Consider the following 15,866-nt stretch of genomic DNA (forward strand, 5'->3'; position numbering starts at 1 on the left):
AACACCGCCTTCGACACATCCGACGACCTCGACCGCACCCTCCGCCGCGAGTTACGCAGGATCCAGCTCCGCCCCCACCTGGTCGACGGCTGCCTCACCGCCACAGGTCTGGCTATCACCCCACCGACCCCGCCGTGAAAACCTCAGTAATACGAGGTCCGCACCACCGCAGACGCCATCTCATCGAAGGCGTCCAGGCGCCCGAGGTCCTCGCCTTCGGCAGCCAGCTCGTACTCGATGACGGCCTCACACAGCAGCTCGCTGACCTTGCCCCGGTGCAGGATGCGGGCGGTTCCGATGTGGAACTCCGAGTGGTGCAACCCGCAGTTGTTCCAGGAGTCGAAGCGGACGGATACGGGCCGGCTGACCAAGCCGTGGAAGCCCTCGATCAGAAGATGTCCTCATTCCACTTCTCCGGGGTCAGAGGCCACAGGTCTGGGATGCCCAGTTACCGCTCGATCGCTCGTAAGGCGTCCGACAGCTCGGTAGGGCTGTCGACGCATGTCTCGCCGAAGACCTCCGCCAGGTAGCCGTTGTCGGCGAAGCCGCTGATGATCCAGGTGAAGTCATGGCGGGTGCGCCGTGCTGCCGTCGTGGGACAGGCCGCGGCCTTGCCGCTGTGGCCCGTACGGTCGAGGCTCGGCCGCACGACGCAGTCCGGCTGCGCGCCTGCCCAGTTCCTTCAGTCACTCCCGCTTGCCCACCAAGAAGCCGTCTACGCGACAAACTTGTTATCCCGCAGTGCCCCTCTGCGTCGAGCGCGGTTGACGAGCATCAGAGCGAAGCAGAGGACGGCGCAGGCCAGCGCTGTGCAGAGCAGTGGCGTGGTCCAGAACGCCACGTCATTGGTGCTGTGGCCGCTGCTCCAGTGGCAGGTGAGGGACGGGGGGAAGTGGTGGACAGTCGCCGACGTCAGGCTGTAGTCCCGCCCGCTGTCCATGTAGTCGCCACTGGCGGTCTTCGATGCACAAAGGTCGAGCGGGCGTATGTAGGCGAGACCGTAGAAGGTGCCGGCGCTGTAGGCGGCGACAGCTGCTGCGCTTGCGATCGCAGCTAGGCGTGCCGTCCGAAAGGGCTTCCTCCTGGCCACCCACCATGCATACGGGAAGACTCCGATGATGAAGAGAAGCAGCGTGATCGCGGGCGGGCCGAAGAGCGCAAGGAGTGCCATGTCCCGGAACGCTACGTCCTCACGAGGAACCGCTGTCCCGCTCGACGAGCGGGAAGTCCGTGTAGGGGCACGCCCAGGCGGCGGTGCCCGACCCGTTCAGGGCGTAGCAGTCGAAGATACCGGGGATGTGGGCGCCGTCCGACGTCCGGGCGAGCCGACCCGTGGCGCTCCAGCGGCGGATTTCGGCCGGGTTCTCGTCGAAGTGACCGACCCAGATATGGCCGGCTTCGTCGACGAGCAGGTGCTCGATGACGTCCCCGACGGAGAAGGACGAGGTCTCACGCCCCAGCGCGTCGAAGACCTGCCCTGGTCCGCGTCCTCGAACCGGCGGGCGCGCGACGCGGCGACGTACTGGTCAGGACATGGCGGTTGTGGTGCGCTCGGGGGAGCTTGCTGGGCGGTCATGGCCACGGTCGCTGCGGTGCTCGCTGGGCGGAGGCGGATGGCCCCGGCCGGGCCGGGTGGGGGAGTTCCGGCTGTCGGCGGCCCTGCACGCGGCGTCATCGCATGCAGCTATACCGCCCGTATCCGGCGGTCGAAGGCGGGGCTGAGGCGCACCAGTCACGCTCCTCGCAACCCGTACAGACTGCGTACGGTTCGCGTACGGATCACGCACATCGTGCCCGGGATAAGGTGGGCGATCGTCAACGACGCGCAGCGGATCCGTGCGGAGCGCCGCCTCTATATGACCGCCATCCCGCGGATCTTCGCCGCCCCGGAGCTGGCCGAGTCCGCGCCGCCGCCCTGCCGACCGCCTGCCTCTTCCGATGTCGGACCTGTGCAGCCCATCTCGCCTATGCGGATTTCACGTAGTCCCTCGCCGGCAGATCCACCGGACAGTGCAGTGGTCCGACTCGCCGAGTCGGACCACCGGACGATGGGTTGACCGGGAGCGGGAGTGGTTCGGCGGTTCAGTGGAACGCACGGCGCCTGAAGGCGTGTCCGCTGCTGGTGAGATACCGGTCTTCGGTGTTGTGCCGGAAGCGGGGGCGCAGCGGCAGGCCGTGGCGGCCGGTGGTGGCGGTCATCGTTGTGAGGGGCCATGGCGTTGTCAGCTCTCTGTCGAAGGGGTGGCGGTGCGCTGGGAGACGGCGAGGACGAGATGGGGATGATGCGCCTGGCCCGCACCGTCCGAGGAGCACACATGACACCCGTCCTGCACACCGAACAACTCACCTTCCGCCCCTACCGACCCGAGGACGAGGACCACTTCGTGGAGCTCCTGCGCGACGAGGAGGTCTGCCGCTGGATGGGCCAGGACCGCGTGCCCGAGGCGGAGCTCCGCACTCTGCTCCGCGCCATCCTCAGCGATGTCTCCGCGCTCGCCCCGCCCTACTGGGGCTGGCTCTGTTCACGAAATTCGGCTCTGGCACAACTTCCGTGAATAGCGCCGACCGGACTTGTACTCGCCTCTGGACAAGCCGCTGAACTGCCAGCTCGCCAGAGCCACCGACCTTGGACTCCGGGGGATCGGTCCGGCTTCACGGAAGTTGTGGCAGAACCCAATGACGCGGGCGGAGTCATGGGGCCGGGGCCTGGGCGCCGAGGTGGTCCGCGGCCTGCTGCGCCACGCCGCCGACGACCTCGGCCTGAAGGAGGCCTACGGCATGGTCGGCGCCGACAACGCGGCCGGCCTCGCCATGTGCCGCCGCCTGGGCTTCAGGCCTGTGCGCGATGTGGTCGACGCGACGGCAACGTGACCAAGCTGATGGTCATCACGACGACGGAACCGGACTGGCCAGGGCGGCGACGGCCGTAGGCAATGCAGCGGCGGACCCGGCCGCGACGACCGCCACCAGGAGCCGGGTAGGTCCGCCCGCCACTCAGGAGAAGTCCGCCGCGGTCATCCCGTCGGAGTGTCCGGCCGGCCACTCCACCAGTTCGATCCGGTACCCGTCCGGGTCCGTGAGCCACGAGGTCTTCGGGCCCGCGGGACCGCCCGGACTCAGGACGGGCCCCGGGGCCAGACCGGCTCCGGCCAGCGCCTCCAGGGTGCCGGCCAAACCTTCCACCTGGACCGCGAGGTGGTCGACCCCGCTGCCCACGTCGACGGTTCCGTCAGCAGGACGGTGGACCAGCTCCAGCGAAGCCGCCGTCTCCTCGGGGAACTTCAGGATCACCAGGCGGCTCCCGTCGCCCGCCTCGACCCGGCCCAGCACGCCGTAGCCGAGGGCGGTGTAGAAGCGCAGGGAGCGCTCCAGATCGGTGACGCGGTACGAGACGAAGAGCGTCCTCACGCCGCCTCCCCGGCTCGGCGCACCCGGTAGCGGAGGTGCGTGACGTCCCGGTCCTCGAGCCGCCGGACGAGTTCAAGCTCGGTGTGCTCACCACCGAGGTGCTCGAACAGCCGCCGGCCGCCTCCGAGGAGGACCGGCACCAGATGGATCTCCATCTCGTCCAGCTGCCCGGCTCGCAGCAGCGCCTGTGCCGCCCCCGCACCGTGCACCATGACGGGCCGGTCCCCGGCGGCGGCGCGCGCCAGCCGGGCGCACTCGTCGACGTCGGTGACGAACCGCGCGTGGCCGGGTGGCTCGTCACCGTCGTCCACGTGGTGGGTGAGGACGAAGATGGGCACGCCGTCGTGATGGTCGCCCTGCCAGCGCCGGGCGAGCTCGAAGGTCCGCCGGCCGGAGATCAGCGCGCCGGTCGCCAGCGCCTCGCGGTAGACCTGGCCGCTCGGCCCGTCGGACTCCCGGTCGTCGAGCCAGTCGAAGAGCCGTCCACCGTCCCGCCCCAGCTCCTGACCTGGCCGGTCGTCCGGCCCGGCGATGAACCCGTCGAGCGACATCGACATGTACAGCCGAATCGGGTGGGGCATCGTGGACTCCCTCGCTCCGCCACGCCTCCGGCCCCGCGGCCCCTGCTCGGCCGACGCCAGGTGCGTGTACAGGGGAGACTGCCGACGACCGGCGAACTCATCGCACCGGCACACCGAGGAGGGTGTCACCGAAAGGCGCGAGGACTCGCTCAGCGCTCGAAGACCGCCGTCGCCACGGGCACCGCCAGCAGCAGACTGAGCCCGACCAGCGGGAGCCGGTCCAGCCACAGGACGGCGGCGAACTCGCGCAGGGTCGCAGAGAGCCAGTACGCGGGAGATGTCGGCGCACCGATGACGTCGACGGGGACGCCGGCGCGGCGGGCCAGCAGGGTGGTGCGGTAGACGTGGAAGCCGCTGGTGACCACCGTGGCCCGGTGGCCGGGACCGGCGCGCTCCATGAGGGCCCCACTGAAGCGGAGGTTCTGCCTGGTGTTGACAGAGCGGTCCTCCCGCACGATCCGGTCGGAGGACACTCCGCGGGCGCGCAGGTAGTCGGCCATGGCGTCCGCCTCGGAGACGACCTCGTCGTAGCCCTGCCCGCCCGAGACGACGAACGTCACAGGATCCGTGTCCGGTACGTCGGGCGCGTCGACCGCGAGGGCGCGCTCCAGCCTGCGCCGCAGCAACGGACCGGGCCGGTCGCCTTCGAGCCCGGCGCCCAGGACGACGACATGGGTGGTCCCCGGAGGCGGGGTGCTGCGCCCCCGGACGATCACGTACCCGGTGAAGACGAGGAAGAGCAGCGAGAGGTACCCCGCGGCCGCGTTCACCGCGGCCATGAGCCCACCCGCCACCTCGCCGCCGACCGCGTACAGGACGGCGTCGAGGCCGAGCACCGCCAGCACCGCGCAGCCGGCGGCGCCGGTGGCGAGCAACGGCGTCTGCGGTCCGTAGCGCCGGACCAGGAGGACGGCGTCGACCAGCAGGAGCAGGCCCAGCGCGAGCGCCCCGAGCAGTGCGAGGGCGGCGAGCACGGTGGCGACGGTGTGGTGGGTCTGCGCGCTGCGGGCGGACACACCGAGTCCGGCAGACGTCACCGCGAGGCAGAACAGGACCGCGGTGGAGAACCGGTGCGGCGCCAGCACGGCATGCACGAGGCCGCCCGCGGCGAACACCGCCGCGGCAAGGTACTCCGGATGCTCCGGCACGTCCCGCACCACTCCGCTCTCCCACCCGCGGGGCCCCTGGGCCCGTCCCCGCCCGCCTGTCGCCGCCTGCGCGTTCCCGGGCTCGCGCAGCGCGGCGGACCTGGTGCGGACGGCCGCCCGACATCCTCGCAGACCGGCCGCGACGCGCCGTAGGCGGGCGTACGTTGCCGCCATCGACGGAGACCGGCATACGCCGTCGCCCGGGACCGGCATACGCCCGTCGCACGGGTCAGATGCGCAAGGAGCGCAGCGCCTCAGCGACGGCGTAGATGCCCAGCCGGCTGTCGCGGACCTCCCTGACCAGCTCCGACAGGGCGCCGTACGGCGGGTCGATGCCTTCACCGGACTGGCCCATGTCGGCGGCCACGAAGGCGGCGAAGAGACTGTTGCGATGGGGGAGCTGAACGACCGTGTGCAGGAGCGCGGCCGGCCCCGCACGCGGGCGCGCTGCGCTACACCGGCCGGACAATTCCACTCGCCCGCGACGCCGCCGGCCGCTGACGCCACCCGGTACGCCTGCAAGCACTCAAGCCGACGTCTCCCCGGACACCGTGGCACTATTCGGCAGCTGACCACGGACGGCGACCAGAGCACCCCTCAGTGCCGGTAGCCGGTTGCCACGTGGTCTCCACTCACCCAGCCCCGCTCGCCGTTGTGCGGCCCCGACATGACCTTGCCGTACGCCCACCAGGTGCGGCCCGAGAACCGGCCCCAGCACTCCGCGTAGAAGTCGGTGCCGCGTGTCAGGAGCGCCCGCGAGGTGTGCGAGGTGCCCTTGCCGGACCGCAGGTGCACCGCGCGGGCCGTGACGTGGAGCTGCGCGGCAGCGCCGTCGGTGTTGCAGGCCCGCGGCTTCAGCACCGCGGCGGCGCCCGCAGGGCCGGCGCCGCCGCCTACGGTCAGGAGCAGCGAGACCAGCACCGTCGTTCCTGCCTTGATCACAGCGGCAGCGTCACCCGATCGATGAGCCCCTCACCGCGCAGCTTCACCAGGCGGCGCCGTGTCTGCTCGATCCGTACCTCGGGCGACAGGATCAGGTGCATCTGCTCGGTGGTGGCCATCCGGCACTGCACGAGCACCGCCACGGCCAGCCGGTCCCGGCCGCCCGCATCGACGTCCGTCATCGTCCGCTCCCTCATACAGCGGTACCCACCCTGTTGTCCGGGCGCCGCGGTCACGAGGCAGGCCATCTGCCGGCCCCGACCACCACGGCGACCGCCAGGGCCCGACCACGGTCAGGATGCGACAACACCGCCGCCGACCAGGCCCATAACCCCGCCGACAACTGTCCGCGCACATGCGGCGGCTGACGGCGTATCCGCAGGTCACCACGCCCGTGGAGCCGTGGTCGGCAGCCCGACATCCCCCTGTGCACACCCCCTGCGCCAGTCCCGGACCGAAAGAAGAAAAGGGGAAGGGGCGGGCGGGCGGTGGGGCGGCGTGCGGCCGGGGGATCGGGGCCGCCCTTGGTTCCGTTGCGCGTCGGCCCGGGCCTCCGCGCTTCGCGCCGCCAGGAGCCGGGCGCACCAGGAGGAGCAAGCACCGGCCTCGGGCTGCGGTGCCGGGCGTCAAGATGCGAGTTGCTCCGGATGCGTGGTCGCGTCCGCGTCGTCCTGGTCCTGGCCGTGCTCGTACCGGGCGAGCCTCGGTGACGGCGCGCTGTCAGCTGCGCTCACCGCCGTGCTCGCGCGCCAGGCGCACGGCCATGCCGCGCCGGTAGCCGCCGGCCTGCTGGAGCTCGGCGAGGGCAACGGCCATAGCCTGCTCCCGTCGGCCGCGTCCCCGGCCGCCTCCGTGGTTGCCCCGGCCATCTCCAGGGCGCCGCCCGGCAGCCCCGAGCCGGCCAGTGCCGACATCCTCACACCAGGCGCTCCACCACGCCTCTACGGCCTCTTATCAGTTTGCTTGCCGGGTGTGATCGAGCGGCGTGAGCGTTTCGGTCGGAGCGCGGAGAGCGGGCGGTGGTTTGGCTCGCCGAGGTGGAAGGCGCGGCGGAACGCCAACCCTCCCACTGTAGGGATGAACGCGAACACGGCCGCGTCCAGTGCTGCCTGCGACCACGGCAGCCCTGCCCGCCAGTGCCGCAGGCCCAGGAACATCACGAATCCCATCGCATAAGCGGCCACTACACGCCCGGCAAAGCCCCACCTCGTCATGCCTGGCGTCTACCCGCCCTCCCTGCCTCTTTGAGCGTCCATCTTCATGGTCCGCTGCTCCCGGCCGCGAATGCGGAGCACTCCAGGCAGCACCGCCGCGACCGCGGTGCGGTGCCCGGCATTCCGATCGGTGTGCTCCGGCTGCGTCTGTTCCCAGCCGACCTCGGAGTGCGGCACGGCACATCCGGAGCCGGGCGACGGCCCGCTGCTTGGATGCGCGCGTGATGCCGGCAGTGTCCAGACCCGCCCTTGGACAGGCTTACGGGTGGCTGTGGCGCCTGTGCGTTGTGCGTTCTACGCGGCCTGGTCCCAGCTGTCCTGGAGCTGGTCGTGGTCGGGCGCAGACAGGGCGGCCTTCTCATGGGCGCGCAGCAGGGCCCAGGCCGGGGTGGTCAGGCAGGTGAGGTACCAGGGCAGGGGCCACGTCGCTTCCCACCAGGGTGCTCGGGGTGCGAGGAGCAGGTCGGTGGCGGCGGTGGTCATGCCGGCGGCGAGGCTCCAGCACAGCAGGCGTCCGGCCTGCTGGACGGCGCGGGTGGTCCGGCGCGTGGTGGGGGAGCGGCGGTGTAGGGGGCTGGAGCAGGGCATGTGTCTGCCCGGTGCGGTCATCGGGGGAACGTCCTTCACAGCAGGGGCGGTTGCCGCGGGCTGGGGTGGGGGCCACGCATGCAGGACGGGGAAAGTGTGCATGGCGTGAAGGTGCGCCCGCAGGAGCTCCTCGTGCCTGCCGCTTCCTCTGAGACAACTTCTGCCTCCCCTGCTTTCCCGCCGTGACCGGCGAGGACACCTGCTGGGTGCTGCACGGGCGACGGACGAGACAGGTCTGAACCTGGCCGAAAGAGACGGGTTGCTGACCTCCCGTTTCACAAGAGGCGCACAGGTCACAAGGTTTTAGTCAAGGTGTCCCTTTGTTTTGGTAACGGATCCGTCAATTCCGCCTGTCTCTGCCCATGGTTGGGGCGGCAACGGCCGGGTTTGTCCCGCCTAAACGGCGGGGCTGATTCCGGACCGCATGCAGATGATGTTCCAGGGGACGCCGCGCCGGTTTGTGCGCTTCCTGTGACAGCTTGTGCGTCACCGGTGACCGTTGTGGTCGCTGGTTCTGACTGCCCGTCTGACTTCCTGTGGGGGGAAGCTGATGCACTCGCGTGCTGCGCGCACGCCCACGTGGCGTGCCCGGAGAACACACAGAACCGCTCTCACCGCGGCGATCACCACGGCCGCCGTGGCGATCGCCGCGGCTCCCGGCCTGGCGGCGACGCCGAAGCCCCAGTTGCCGGAGCCGGAGAGCCCGTGGACGAAGCCGACCAAGGTGGAGGCTCCCGCGACGCCGGCCGGTTCGGTCAAGGCCCCGGATTCGGAGGCGGAAGCGAAGCCGTCGGCCGAGGTCGCGGCCTGGCGAGCGGCCCAGAAGGCCCGCGCCACCGGCGAAAGCTCCGGCAAGTCCTCGGCGTCCCGCTCAACGGCTGCCGCCGCAGCGACCGACTACCTGCCCGAGGGACAGGGCCAGGTGCCCTGGCACCAGATCCTCGACACCCGCCTGAACGACGCCCTGGTGGCACGGGTGAATGTCTCCAACGGCAACCTGATGCTGGCCGCCACCGACTTCGACATCGCCGGCGTTGGGCAGAAACTCCAGCTGGCCCGCACCTACAACTCCCTCGAAGCCCCCTGGGGCAAGGTTTCCCAGCGCTGGTGGCAGGCCTACGAGCGCTACCTGCAGGTGGGCGACGGCGAGGTCGACGTCTTCGACGCCACCGGCGACCTGCTGCGCTTCACTGCCAACGCCGACGGCACGTACACCACGCCGGCCGGCTACTCGAAGGACCTGAAGAAGAACGCGGACGGCACCTACACCCTCACCGACCGCAAGTCCGGCACCAAGGACACCTACAACCAGTACGGCACCCTGCTCAAGGTGACGGACAGGAACAAGGGCACGATCACCGTCGACCAGCACGACGAGGGCAGCGAGCACAAGGGCTTCAAGCTGACCGAGACCCGCTCCGGCCGCTGGATCGACCTGGTCAAGACCTACCCGAACCAGTGGCAGGCCAAGGACCACACCGGCCGCACCGCCGTCTTCGACCTCGACGCGGCCGGCAACATCGCCAAGGCCACCGACACCGCCGGCAAGGCCACCACCTACGAATACGATGGCTCCCGACGGGTGACGAAGGTGACCACCCCCGAGGGCACGGTCACCCTGTTCACCTACGACGCCCACAACCGCGTCACCTCCATGCAACGCGCCACCGGCACGTCGGGAACTGGCCACACGGGCCCGACCTGGCGCTACGACTACTCGGCTACCACCCCTGCGGACGCGGGCACGACGACGCTCACCGACCCCGACGGCGACGAGACGATCTACACGCACAACGCCGACGGCGAGGTCACCAAGGTCACCGACCCGCTCGGGCACTCCCGCCACGCCACCTACAAGAACCACCTGACCCAGACCGCGACCGACGCGATGGGCACCGGCACGGACGGCACCGGCGGCAACACCACGACCTACGGCTGGGACGGCCGCAACAACGCCGTCTCCCAGAAGCTCCCTCTCGGGGCGACCGCGTCCGTGTCGGCCTATCAGACGGTCGCCGGCACGGACCTGCCCAACGACTTCACCAGTGCCGACGGCCGCAAGGACTCCTTCAAGTACGACGCCAACGGCAACACGATGTCGGTGACCACCTCCGGTACGGCGGGTGCGACCCGGGAGTACACCTACAACGAGGTCACCCCGAAGTGCGGCGGCTTCGAGGGCCAGCGCTGCACCGTCAAGGACGGCAACGGCAAGATCACTTCCTTCACCTACGACACCAAGGGCAACCTGTGGAAGGTGAAGCCGCCGGCGCCGCTGGGCGAGACGACCTACACCTACGATCCGCTGGGCCGGGTGGAGACCGTCAAGGACGGCCGCGGCATCACCACCGTCTACGGCTACGACACCCGCGACCGCGTCACCAAGGTGTCCTCCACGAACGCCACGGTCACCTACACCTACGACGGTGACGGCAACGTCACCACCCGCACCGACGCCTCCGGCACCACCACCTGGGAGTACGACAAGCTCAACCGCGAAAAACGCCGCACCCTGCAAAACGGCGCCCAGACCGCCCTCGCCTACACCCCGGGCGGCGACGTCGACTACTACACCGACCCGACCGGCACCACGGACTACACCTGGGACAAGGCCGGCCGCCTGGACTACCTGATCGCCCCGGACGGCAAGAAGACCGACTTCGACTACAACAACAACGACAAGCGCACCAAGACTGTCTACCCCGGCGGCACCACTCAGACCGTCACCATCGACAACAACGGCCGCCCGGAAAAGATCAAGACCACCTCCGGCACCCAGACCTTCGTCGACCTGACCTACAGCTACGCCAGCGCGGGCAAGGACACCACCAAGATCCGCACCCGCACCGACAACCTCACCAAGGACAAGACCAGCTACACCTACGACTCCCAGGACCGCCTCACCTACGCCCTCGAAGCCGACTCCGCGGGCGCGCGGAAGGCGTCGTGGCTGTACTGCTTCGACAAGGTCGGCAACCTCACCAGCCAAGACAGCACCAAGAACACCTGCCCCGGCGGTACGACCTACATGTACGACGACGCCAGCGAGCTGACCGGGAAGAACGGGACCACCACCGGCTGGTCCTACAACAAGCTCGGCAACGAGACCGCCGGCGCCGGCACCACCGCCCGCACCAACGAAACCTGGACCGACTACAGCCAACTCGCCGGCATCACCGCGGGCGGCAAGACCTACGACCTGGTCCACGCCGGCACCAGCAACGCCGAGCGCACCAAGCTGGGTTCGACGTGGTTCCACCACACCGCCCTCGGCCTCGCCTCCACCACCACCAACGGCGTGGACACCGGATTCATCCGCGAACCGGCGGGCACCCTGAACTCCATGACGACTGGGGGGAAGTCCTACTACTACCTCACCGACGCCACCGGCAACGTCCTCGGCCTCGCCGACGACACCGGCAAGCGCACCCACACCTACGCCTACGGACCCACCGGCGCGCCGCGAAGCACGCCGACCGAAGCCGTCCCCCAGCCGTACCGCTACGCGGGTGCGTACGCCGACCCGACGGGTCTGTACAAGATGGGTGCGCGCTACTACGACCCCACCCTCGGGCGCTTCACCCAGCCCGATCCCTCCGGCCTCGAGGAGAATCCGTACCTGTACGCGGAAGGGGATCCGATCAACTTCGCCGACCCCAGTGGCACTGACGCCTGTGACAACAAAATCATTGGTACGCTCGCCGGACCCGGCCTGTGCGGCTCCAGTGAGACCCGCGAAAACATCCGGAAAGGCGCCGGCGGCATTGCCGCAGGGGGGGCTGTCTGTGCGGCGGTGACCTTGGGAGCTTGCGCGCCAGCCGCTGGCGCAGCTGCTGCTGCAGCAACCGTGGTCGGCTGGGTCACAACTCTGCGCGACTGATCAAAAAGTGTGTCGGGGCTTCTCTCTCAAGGGGGCCCCGGCTCTCGACCGACACCTGGAGAACTATGTCCCGTACGACTTACGTCGTGCTCATCGGCGTACTGGTTGTCTTCAGCACACTCCTTCTCGTGTCTCAAAGCAGCGAGAGCGTCGTCTATTTCATCGCGATCGTCGGTTATGCCTTCGCAGTGCTCCTGGCGTTCAAGGCACTGCGCGGCAAGTAGGCACGTCGGCTCTCCTCGATGTCGGTGGCCCCGGCCTTCTCCAGTTCCTCCCGCCGCCAGCCGGCGGCGACCTCGCCATAGGCGACGGCAGAAGCGCCGGAGACCCCATCAACAACACCGACCCCGCCGGACTCCTCTTCGGTATTGATATCGACATCAACTGGGGTTGTCTGGCGTCTGGCCTGGGTGCTATCGGCGGTGGTTTGGGTGCTGCCGGGACGGTGGTGGCCGCGCCTGCAAGCGGAGGCACGACCCTCATCGCGACTGGGTCTCTGGTCGCTGGGGCAGGGAGCGCGCCTCAGGAATGGAGTCATGCGTGTGAAAATTGGGCAGCTCATCGCCGTGCTGGGAACAATCCTGATGATGATCGCAGCGGTCATTGCTGTGATCAGTGGTCCGGTATGGCTTGCAACCGTGCTCATTGCGGGTGCATGTTGCGGACTGGCTGGAGTGCTTCTCGGGCGACGTAAGTAGCCTCTTACGACTGAGACGAGCAGACCAGGCGGGCAACGAGAACCGACAGTGGTGGGTTGGGCGGAACATATTCCGCCCAACCCACCACCGCTGTCCGGGCCGTTTTCGAGGGTTCGGATACCTCCAGAATTACAAGATGGGACACCGCTACTACGACCCGTCTCTCGGCCGCTTCACCCAGCCCGACCCCTCCGGCCAGGAAACCAACCCTTCCCTCTATGCCGCCGGTGACCCTGTTAATCTGACCGATCCTACCGGCCTGCTCTCTATTCCGGGCTGGCTGAAAAGAGGGGCGAAGAAGGTGGGCGGCGTACTCGGAAATTACTCTAAGCCCGCAGGTGTGATCGGGCTGGCCTGCTACATCAATAATTCGCTGCGAGACGACGATCCAGGTGATCTTACGTGGAATAACCTAAAGCGTGAGACGGGGCAAGCTCTGTCATGCCAGAGTAACTGGGCGGCCTGGCAATTCTAGTCTGACATCCCGTAGGTTGTTCTGAGGTTTGATTACGGCCAGGGTCGGAATCTTCCCGTTTCTGGTCGCCTCTACGCATCGCCTTTCACGCGATAAATGACTGGAGGAAGCAGAATGAAGAGCATCATTCGTGAATTACCCGCGATCATCGGCGTATCCGTCGGTTGGAGGGTGATCATCTTCTTCGCTACCTGGTTGCTTACTGATGCTGGTGCAAGTCAGTCAGTCAGTCAGTCACGCGCGGGCTCGGTGCGGCCGTAATGTGGTTTGTAATTATTCTCTGCTGGCGGGCTCTCAAGGTTGTGGCTCGAGCGGGCCGTCCGAAGGGTTGAGAACCCGCGCTGAATGTGCTCCGCTGGCGCATATTGGCCTACTCGTAAGCCCATTGGTTTATCGTTCAGTTTCAGAAAACAGGCCCCTACCTCTACGCTGACGGCGATCCCGTCAACCGAATAGACCCCAACGGTTTGTGGGACTGGGGTAAGTTCGCCAGCAAAACCATCGGGACTGCAGTAGCTGGCGGAGCCGGAGGCTGCGCAGCGGGCGCTCTCGGCTCGATCTGGACGGGTCCGGGCGCCTTGGACGGGTCCGGGCGCCTTGGCCGGATGCGGGATCGGTGCGGCCACGGGTGGCGCGGGTGGCTTGGTGACAGGTGCCATCGACTACACGTGGTCAGAAATATTCGGCTGAGGCTGTATCACATCGAAGGGTGTTCCAAGATGGAACCTATTTGGATTGTCGGCCTTATTGTGGGGGCGGTGATCGGTGGGCTCACCGTCGTGTTCCTTGGGCGGCGACGGTGAATCTGTAGACGTCGCCATCTCCTCTCGGTGCGACCGCAGAAAGCTAGACCGTCGGCTGGCTGTCGCGCCTGCGGACCTGCTCCAGGCAAGACTTTTTCCGTTCTAGTGGTCGTCGCAACGCCCCAGTTCAGGGGATGTGATGGACTTCGAGATTCGGAAGGCGCGGGGCCCTCAGGGCCGCAAGAAGCTCTCTGCTGAGCGAGCTGCATACTTCCAGTTCATGCAGCAGGGTATGAGCAACGAGGACGCGTGCCGGATCATCGGGGTGAACTCGAAGACCGGCAGGCGCTGGCGCAACGGCCGTGGTCCGCCCGGCGGAACAGGGCGGCCCCACCGGTTCGCCCGGTGGGGCCGCCGTCCGTTTCCTCGGTGCGATGCCTGAGCCAGGACGAGCGGATCTAAATCGTCGACTGGATACAGAGGCCGACACGGCGGCAGTAGCATGCGGGCGCGAGGCCTGCCCGTAGCTCCATGCGAGAAACCCCTCCCTGCTTGCGGGGAGGGGTTTCTTGCTGTTCCGCCTGCGGCACTGCGGTCGTCGACGGCCGGGGGCCGTGCCAGAAGAGCCAAGTTCTGCGGCTGGCCGGGCTCGGGAAGGCGCCTGGAGCGGCCAGTGCCAACGCCGCTCCCGGCCGCTCGTCCGGCCCGGTCAGGGGTCTGTCAAACGAGCGGTGTAACTGGGGTAGTTGGTGTTACTGGCGGGCTGCCGACAGGCGGCCGTCGAAGGTGATGCCGAAGGCGTTCAACGCGGTCTTCCAGCGCATGGTCCAGCGGGCCTGGCCCTTGCCCGTGGGGTCGAGGGACATGATCGCCATGTAGACGCACTTCAGGGCGGCCTGCTCGTTGGGGAAGTGCCCACGGGCCTTGACCGCCCGGCGGATGCGAGCATTCACCGACTCGATCGCGTTGGTGGTGCAGACGATGCGGCGGATCTCGGTGCCGAACCGCAGGAACGGGGTGAACTCTTCCCAGGCGTTCTCCCACAGCTTCACGATCGCCAGATACTTCCGGCCCCAGGCGTCGGCGAACTCGGCGAACCGCTCCAGGGCGGCCTCCTCGGTCGGCGCCGTGTAGACCGGCTTCAGAAGCCTGGCGATCTTGTCCCAGTCCTGGCGGGCGGCATAGCGGAAGGAGTTCCGCAGCAGGTGCACCACACAGGTCTGCACGATGGTCCGCGGCCAGTCGGTCTCCACCGCCTCGGGCAGGCCCTTGAGCCCGTCGCAGACCAGCATGAGGACGTCGCTGACGCCGCGGTTCTTGATCTCGGTGAGGATGTGCAGCCAGTGCTTGGCGCCCTCGCCGCCGTCGCCGGCCCACAGGCCCAGGATCTCCCGCCGGCCCTCAACCGTGACCGCGAGGGCCACATAGATCGGCCGGTTGGCGACCGCGCCGTCGCGAATCTTCACGTGGATGGCGTCGATGAAGACGACCGGATAGACGGTGTCGAGGGGCCTGCTCTGCCACTCGGCCATGCCCTCGAGCACCTTGTCGGTGATGGTGGAGATGGTCTGGCGGGAGACGTCAGCGCCGTAGACCTCGGCCAGGTGGGCCTGCACCTCGCCGGTGGTCAGGCCCTTCGCGGCCAGCGAGATCACCATCTCGTCGACCCCGGTCAGGCGCTTCTGCCGCTTCTTGACGATCTTCGGCTCGAAGGAGCCGTCCCGGTCGCGGGGCACGACGATCTCCACCGGCCCCACCTCGGTCAGCACGGTCTTGGAGCGTGTGCCGTTGCGTGAGTTACCGCCGTTCTTGCCCACCGGATCGTGCTTGTCATAGCCGAGGTGGTCGGTGGTCTCGCCCTCCAGGGTGGACTCCAGCAGCCGCTTGGTCAGCTGCTGCAACAGCCCGCCCTCACCGGTCAACTGCAGGCCCTCGGCCTGGGCGCGGCTCACCAGCTCGTCGATCAGCTGGTCGTCCACGGCCTTCGCCGACACAGCCGCTGCCGACTCGGCAGCGATCTGCTCGGCCACGTTCTCACTGGTCATCGATGCATCCTCCATGATCAGGAGTTACACCGAACGATTTACAGTCCCTGCCGCGGCAAGGAGGACGCAGCGGCTCGGACGAGGTGCCGGGGCGTCTGACCGGAACTGGATGGAGGCGCTGAGGCGAAGGCGCTTGCAGATATG

The 15,866-nt window shown here is 68.3% G+C and carries 12 protein-coding genes and 5 pseudogenes; 7 read left to right on the forward strand and 10 right to left on the reverse strand.

Annotated features, from left to right (window positions below; translation table 11 throughout):
• A pseudogene (locus tag ACZ4V6_RS35885) lies at positions 1 to 138 on the forward strand (IS630 family transposase); the annotation flags it as partial.
• Positions 139 to 161: 23 nt separating this feature from the next.
• Here the strand turns inward: ACZ4V6_RS35885 and ACZ4V6_RS35890 are convergent.
• A pseudogene (locus tag ACZ4V6_RS35890) lies at positions 162 to 680 on the reverse strand (hypothetical protein); the annotation flags it as partial.
• Positions 681 to 715: 35 nt separating this feature from the next.
• Positions 716 to 1,171, reverse strand: coding sequence for a hypothetical protein (locus ACZ4V6_RS35895; protein WP_467835379.1), 456 nt, complete (start codon positions 1,169 to 1,171; stop codon positions 716 to 718).
• Between the two features lie 1,144 nt (positions 1,172 to 2,315).
• On the opposite strand from ACZ4V6_RS35895, the gene ACZ4V6_RS35900 reads away from it, so the two are divergent.
• Entirely contained in the window at positions 2,316 to 2,555 is a 240-nt protein-coding gene (locus ACZ4V6_RS35900) for a GNAT family N-acetyltransferase (RefSeq protein WP_467835381.1), read from the forward strand.
• Between the two features lie 121 nt (positions 2,556 to 2,676).
• Positions 2,677 to 2,871 (forward strand): GNAT family N-acetyltransferase, encoded by a 195-nt coding sequence (locus tag ACZ4V6_RS35905; protein WP_467835382.1) that lies wholly within the window; start codon positions 2,677 to 2,679, stop codon positions 2,869 to 2,871.
• A gap of 123 nt (positions 2,872 to 2,994) precedes the next feature.
• Here ACZ4V6_RS35905 and ACZ4V6_RS35910 read toward each other — a convergent pair whose 3' ends face one another.
• The 7 genes and pseudogenes from ACZ4V6_RS35910 to ACZ4V6_RS35940 all read right to left on the reverse strand — a co-directional run bounded on the left by ACZ4V6_RS35910 (position 2,995) and on the right by ACZ4V6_RS35940 (position 7,902).
• Positions 2,995 to 3,408, reverse strand: a complete 414-nt coding sequence (locus ACZ4V6_RS35910; RefSeq protein WP_467835384.1) for a VOC family protein — start codon at positions 3,406 to 3,408, stop codon at positions 2,995 to 2,997.
• Positions 3,405 to 3,989: a dihydrofolate reductase family protein gene (locus ACZ4V6_RS35915; RefSeq protein ID WP_077801899.1), complete on the reverse strand. Its 585-nt coding sequence runs from the start codon at positions 3,987 to 3,989 to the stop codon at positions 3,405 to 3,407. Before ACZ4V6_RS35915 ends, ACZ4V6_RS35910 begins: the two co-directional genes overlap by 4 nt.
• A gap of 149 nt (positions 3,990 to 4,138) precedes the next feature.
• Positions 4,139 to 5,137, reverse strand: a complete 999-nt coding sequence (locus ACZ4V6_RS35920; RefSeq protein WP_467835387.1) for a YdcF family protein — start codon at positions 5,135 to 5,137, stop codon at positions 4,139 to 4,141.
• A 229-nt stretch (positions 5,138 to 5,366) separates the two neighbouring features.
• A pseudogene (locus ACZ4V6_RS35925) lies at positions 5,367 to 5,564 on the reverse strand (toxin Doc); the annotation flags it as partial.
• A gap of 170 nt (positions 5,565 to 5,734) precedes the next feature.
• A complete protein-coding gene (locus tag ACZ4V6_RS35930) occupies positions 5,735 to 6,079 on the reverse strand; it encodes an SH3 domain-containing protein (RefSeq protein ID WP_467835389.1) in 345 nt (114 codons plus the stop codon).
• Positions 6,076 to 6,261 carry a hypothetical protein gene (locus ACZ4V6_RS35935; protein WP_467835392.1) on the reverse strand — a complete coding sequence of 62 codons (186 nt, stop codon included), beginning with the start codon at positions 6,259 to 6,261 and terminating at the stop codon, positions 6,076 to 6,078. Before ACZ4V6_RS35935 ends, ACZ4V6_RS35930 begins: the two co-directional genes overlap by 4 nt.
• 1,326 nt (positions 6,262 to 7,587) lie before the next feature.
• A complete protein-coding gene (locus ACZ4V6_RS35940; protein ID WP_467835394.1) occupies positions 7,588 to 7,902 on the reverse strand; it encodes a hypothetical protein in 315 nt (104 codons plus the stop codon).
• 616 nt (positions 7,903 to 8,518) lie between these two features.
• Here ACZ4V6_RS35940 and ACZ4V6_RS35945 point away from each other — a divergent pair.
• From ACZ4V6_RS35945 to ACZ4V6_RS35960, 4 genes and pseudogenes are all read left to right on the forward strand, one after another.
• Positions 8,519 to 11,761 (forward strand): RHS repeat-associated core domain-containing protein, encoded by a 3,243-nt coding sequence (locus tag ACZ4V6_RS35945; RefSeq protein ID WP_467835397.1) that lies wholly within the window; start codon positions 8,519 to 8,521, stop codon positions 11,759 to 11,761.
• An 86-nt stretch (positions 11,762 to 11,847) separates the two neighbouring features.
• Positions 11,848 to 11,985 (forward strand): hypothetical protein, encoded by a 138-nt coding sequence (locus ACZ4V6_RS35950; protein ID WP_467835399.1) that lies wholly within the window; start codon positions 11,848 to 11,850, stop codon positions 11,983 to 11,985.
• A 604-nt stretch (positions 11,986 to 12,589) separates the two neighbouring features.
• Positions 12,590 to 12,934 (forward strand): annotated as a pseudogene (locus ACZ4V6_RS35955) (RHS repeat-associated core domain-containing protein); the annotation flags it as partial.
• A 942-nt stretch (positions 12,935 to 13,876) separates the two neighbouring features.
• Positions 13,877 to 14,136: pseudogene (locus ACZ4V6_RS35960) on the forward strand (IS30 family transposase); the annotation flags it as partial.
• A gap of 293 nt (positions 14,137 to 14,429) precedes the next feature.
• Here ACZ4V6_RS35960 and ACZ4V6_RS35965 read toward each other — a convergent pair.
• A complete protein-coding gene (locus ACZ4V6_RS35965) occupies positions 14,430 to 15,722 on the reverse strand; it encodes an IS256 family transposase (RefSeq protein WP_467835401.1) in 1,293 nt (430 codons plus the stop codon).
• Positions 15,723 to 15,866 lie beyond the last annotated feature (144 nt).

The organism is Streptomyces sp. NPDC029152, assembly GCF_055564355.1.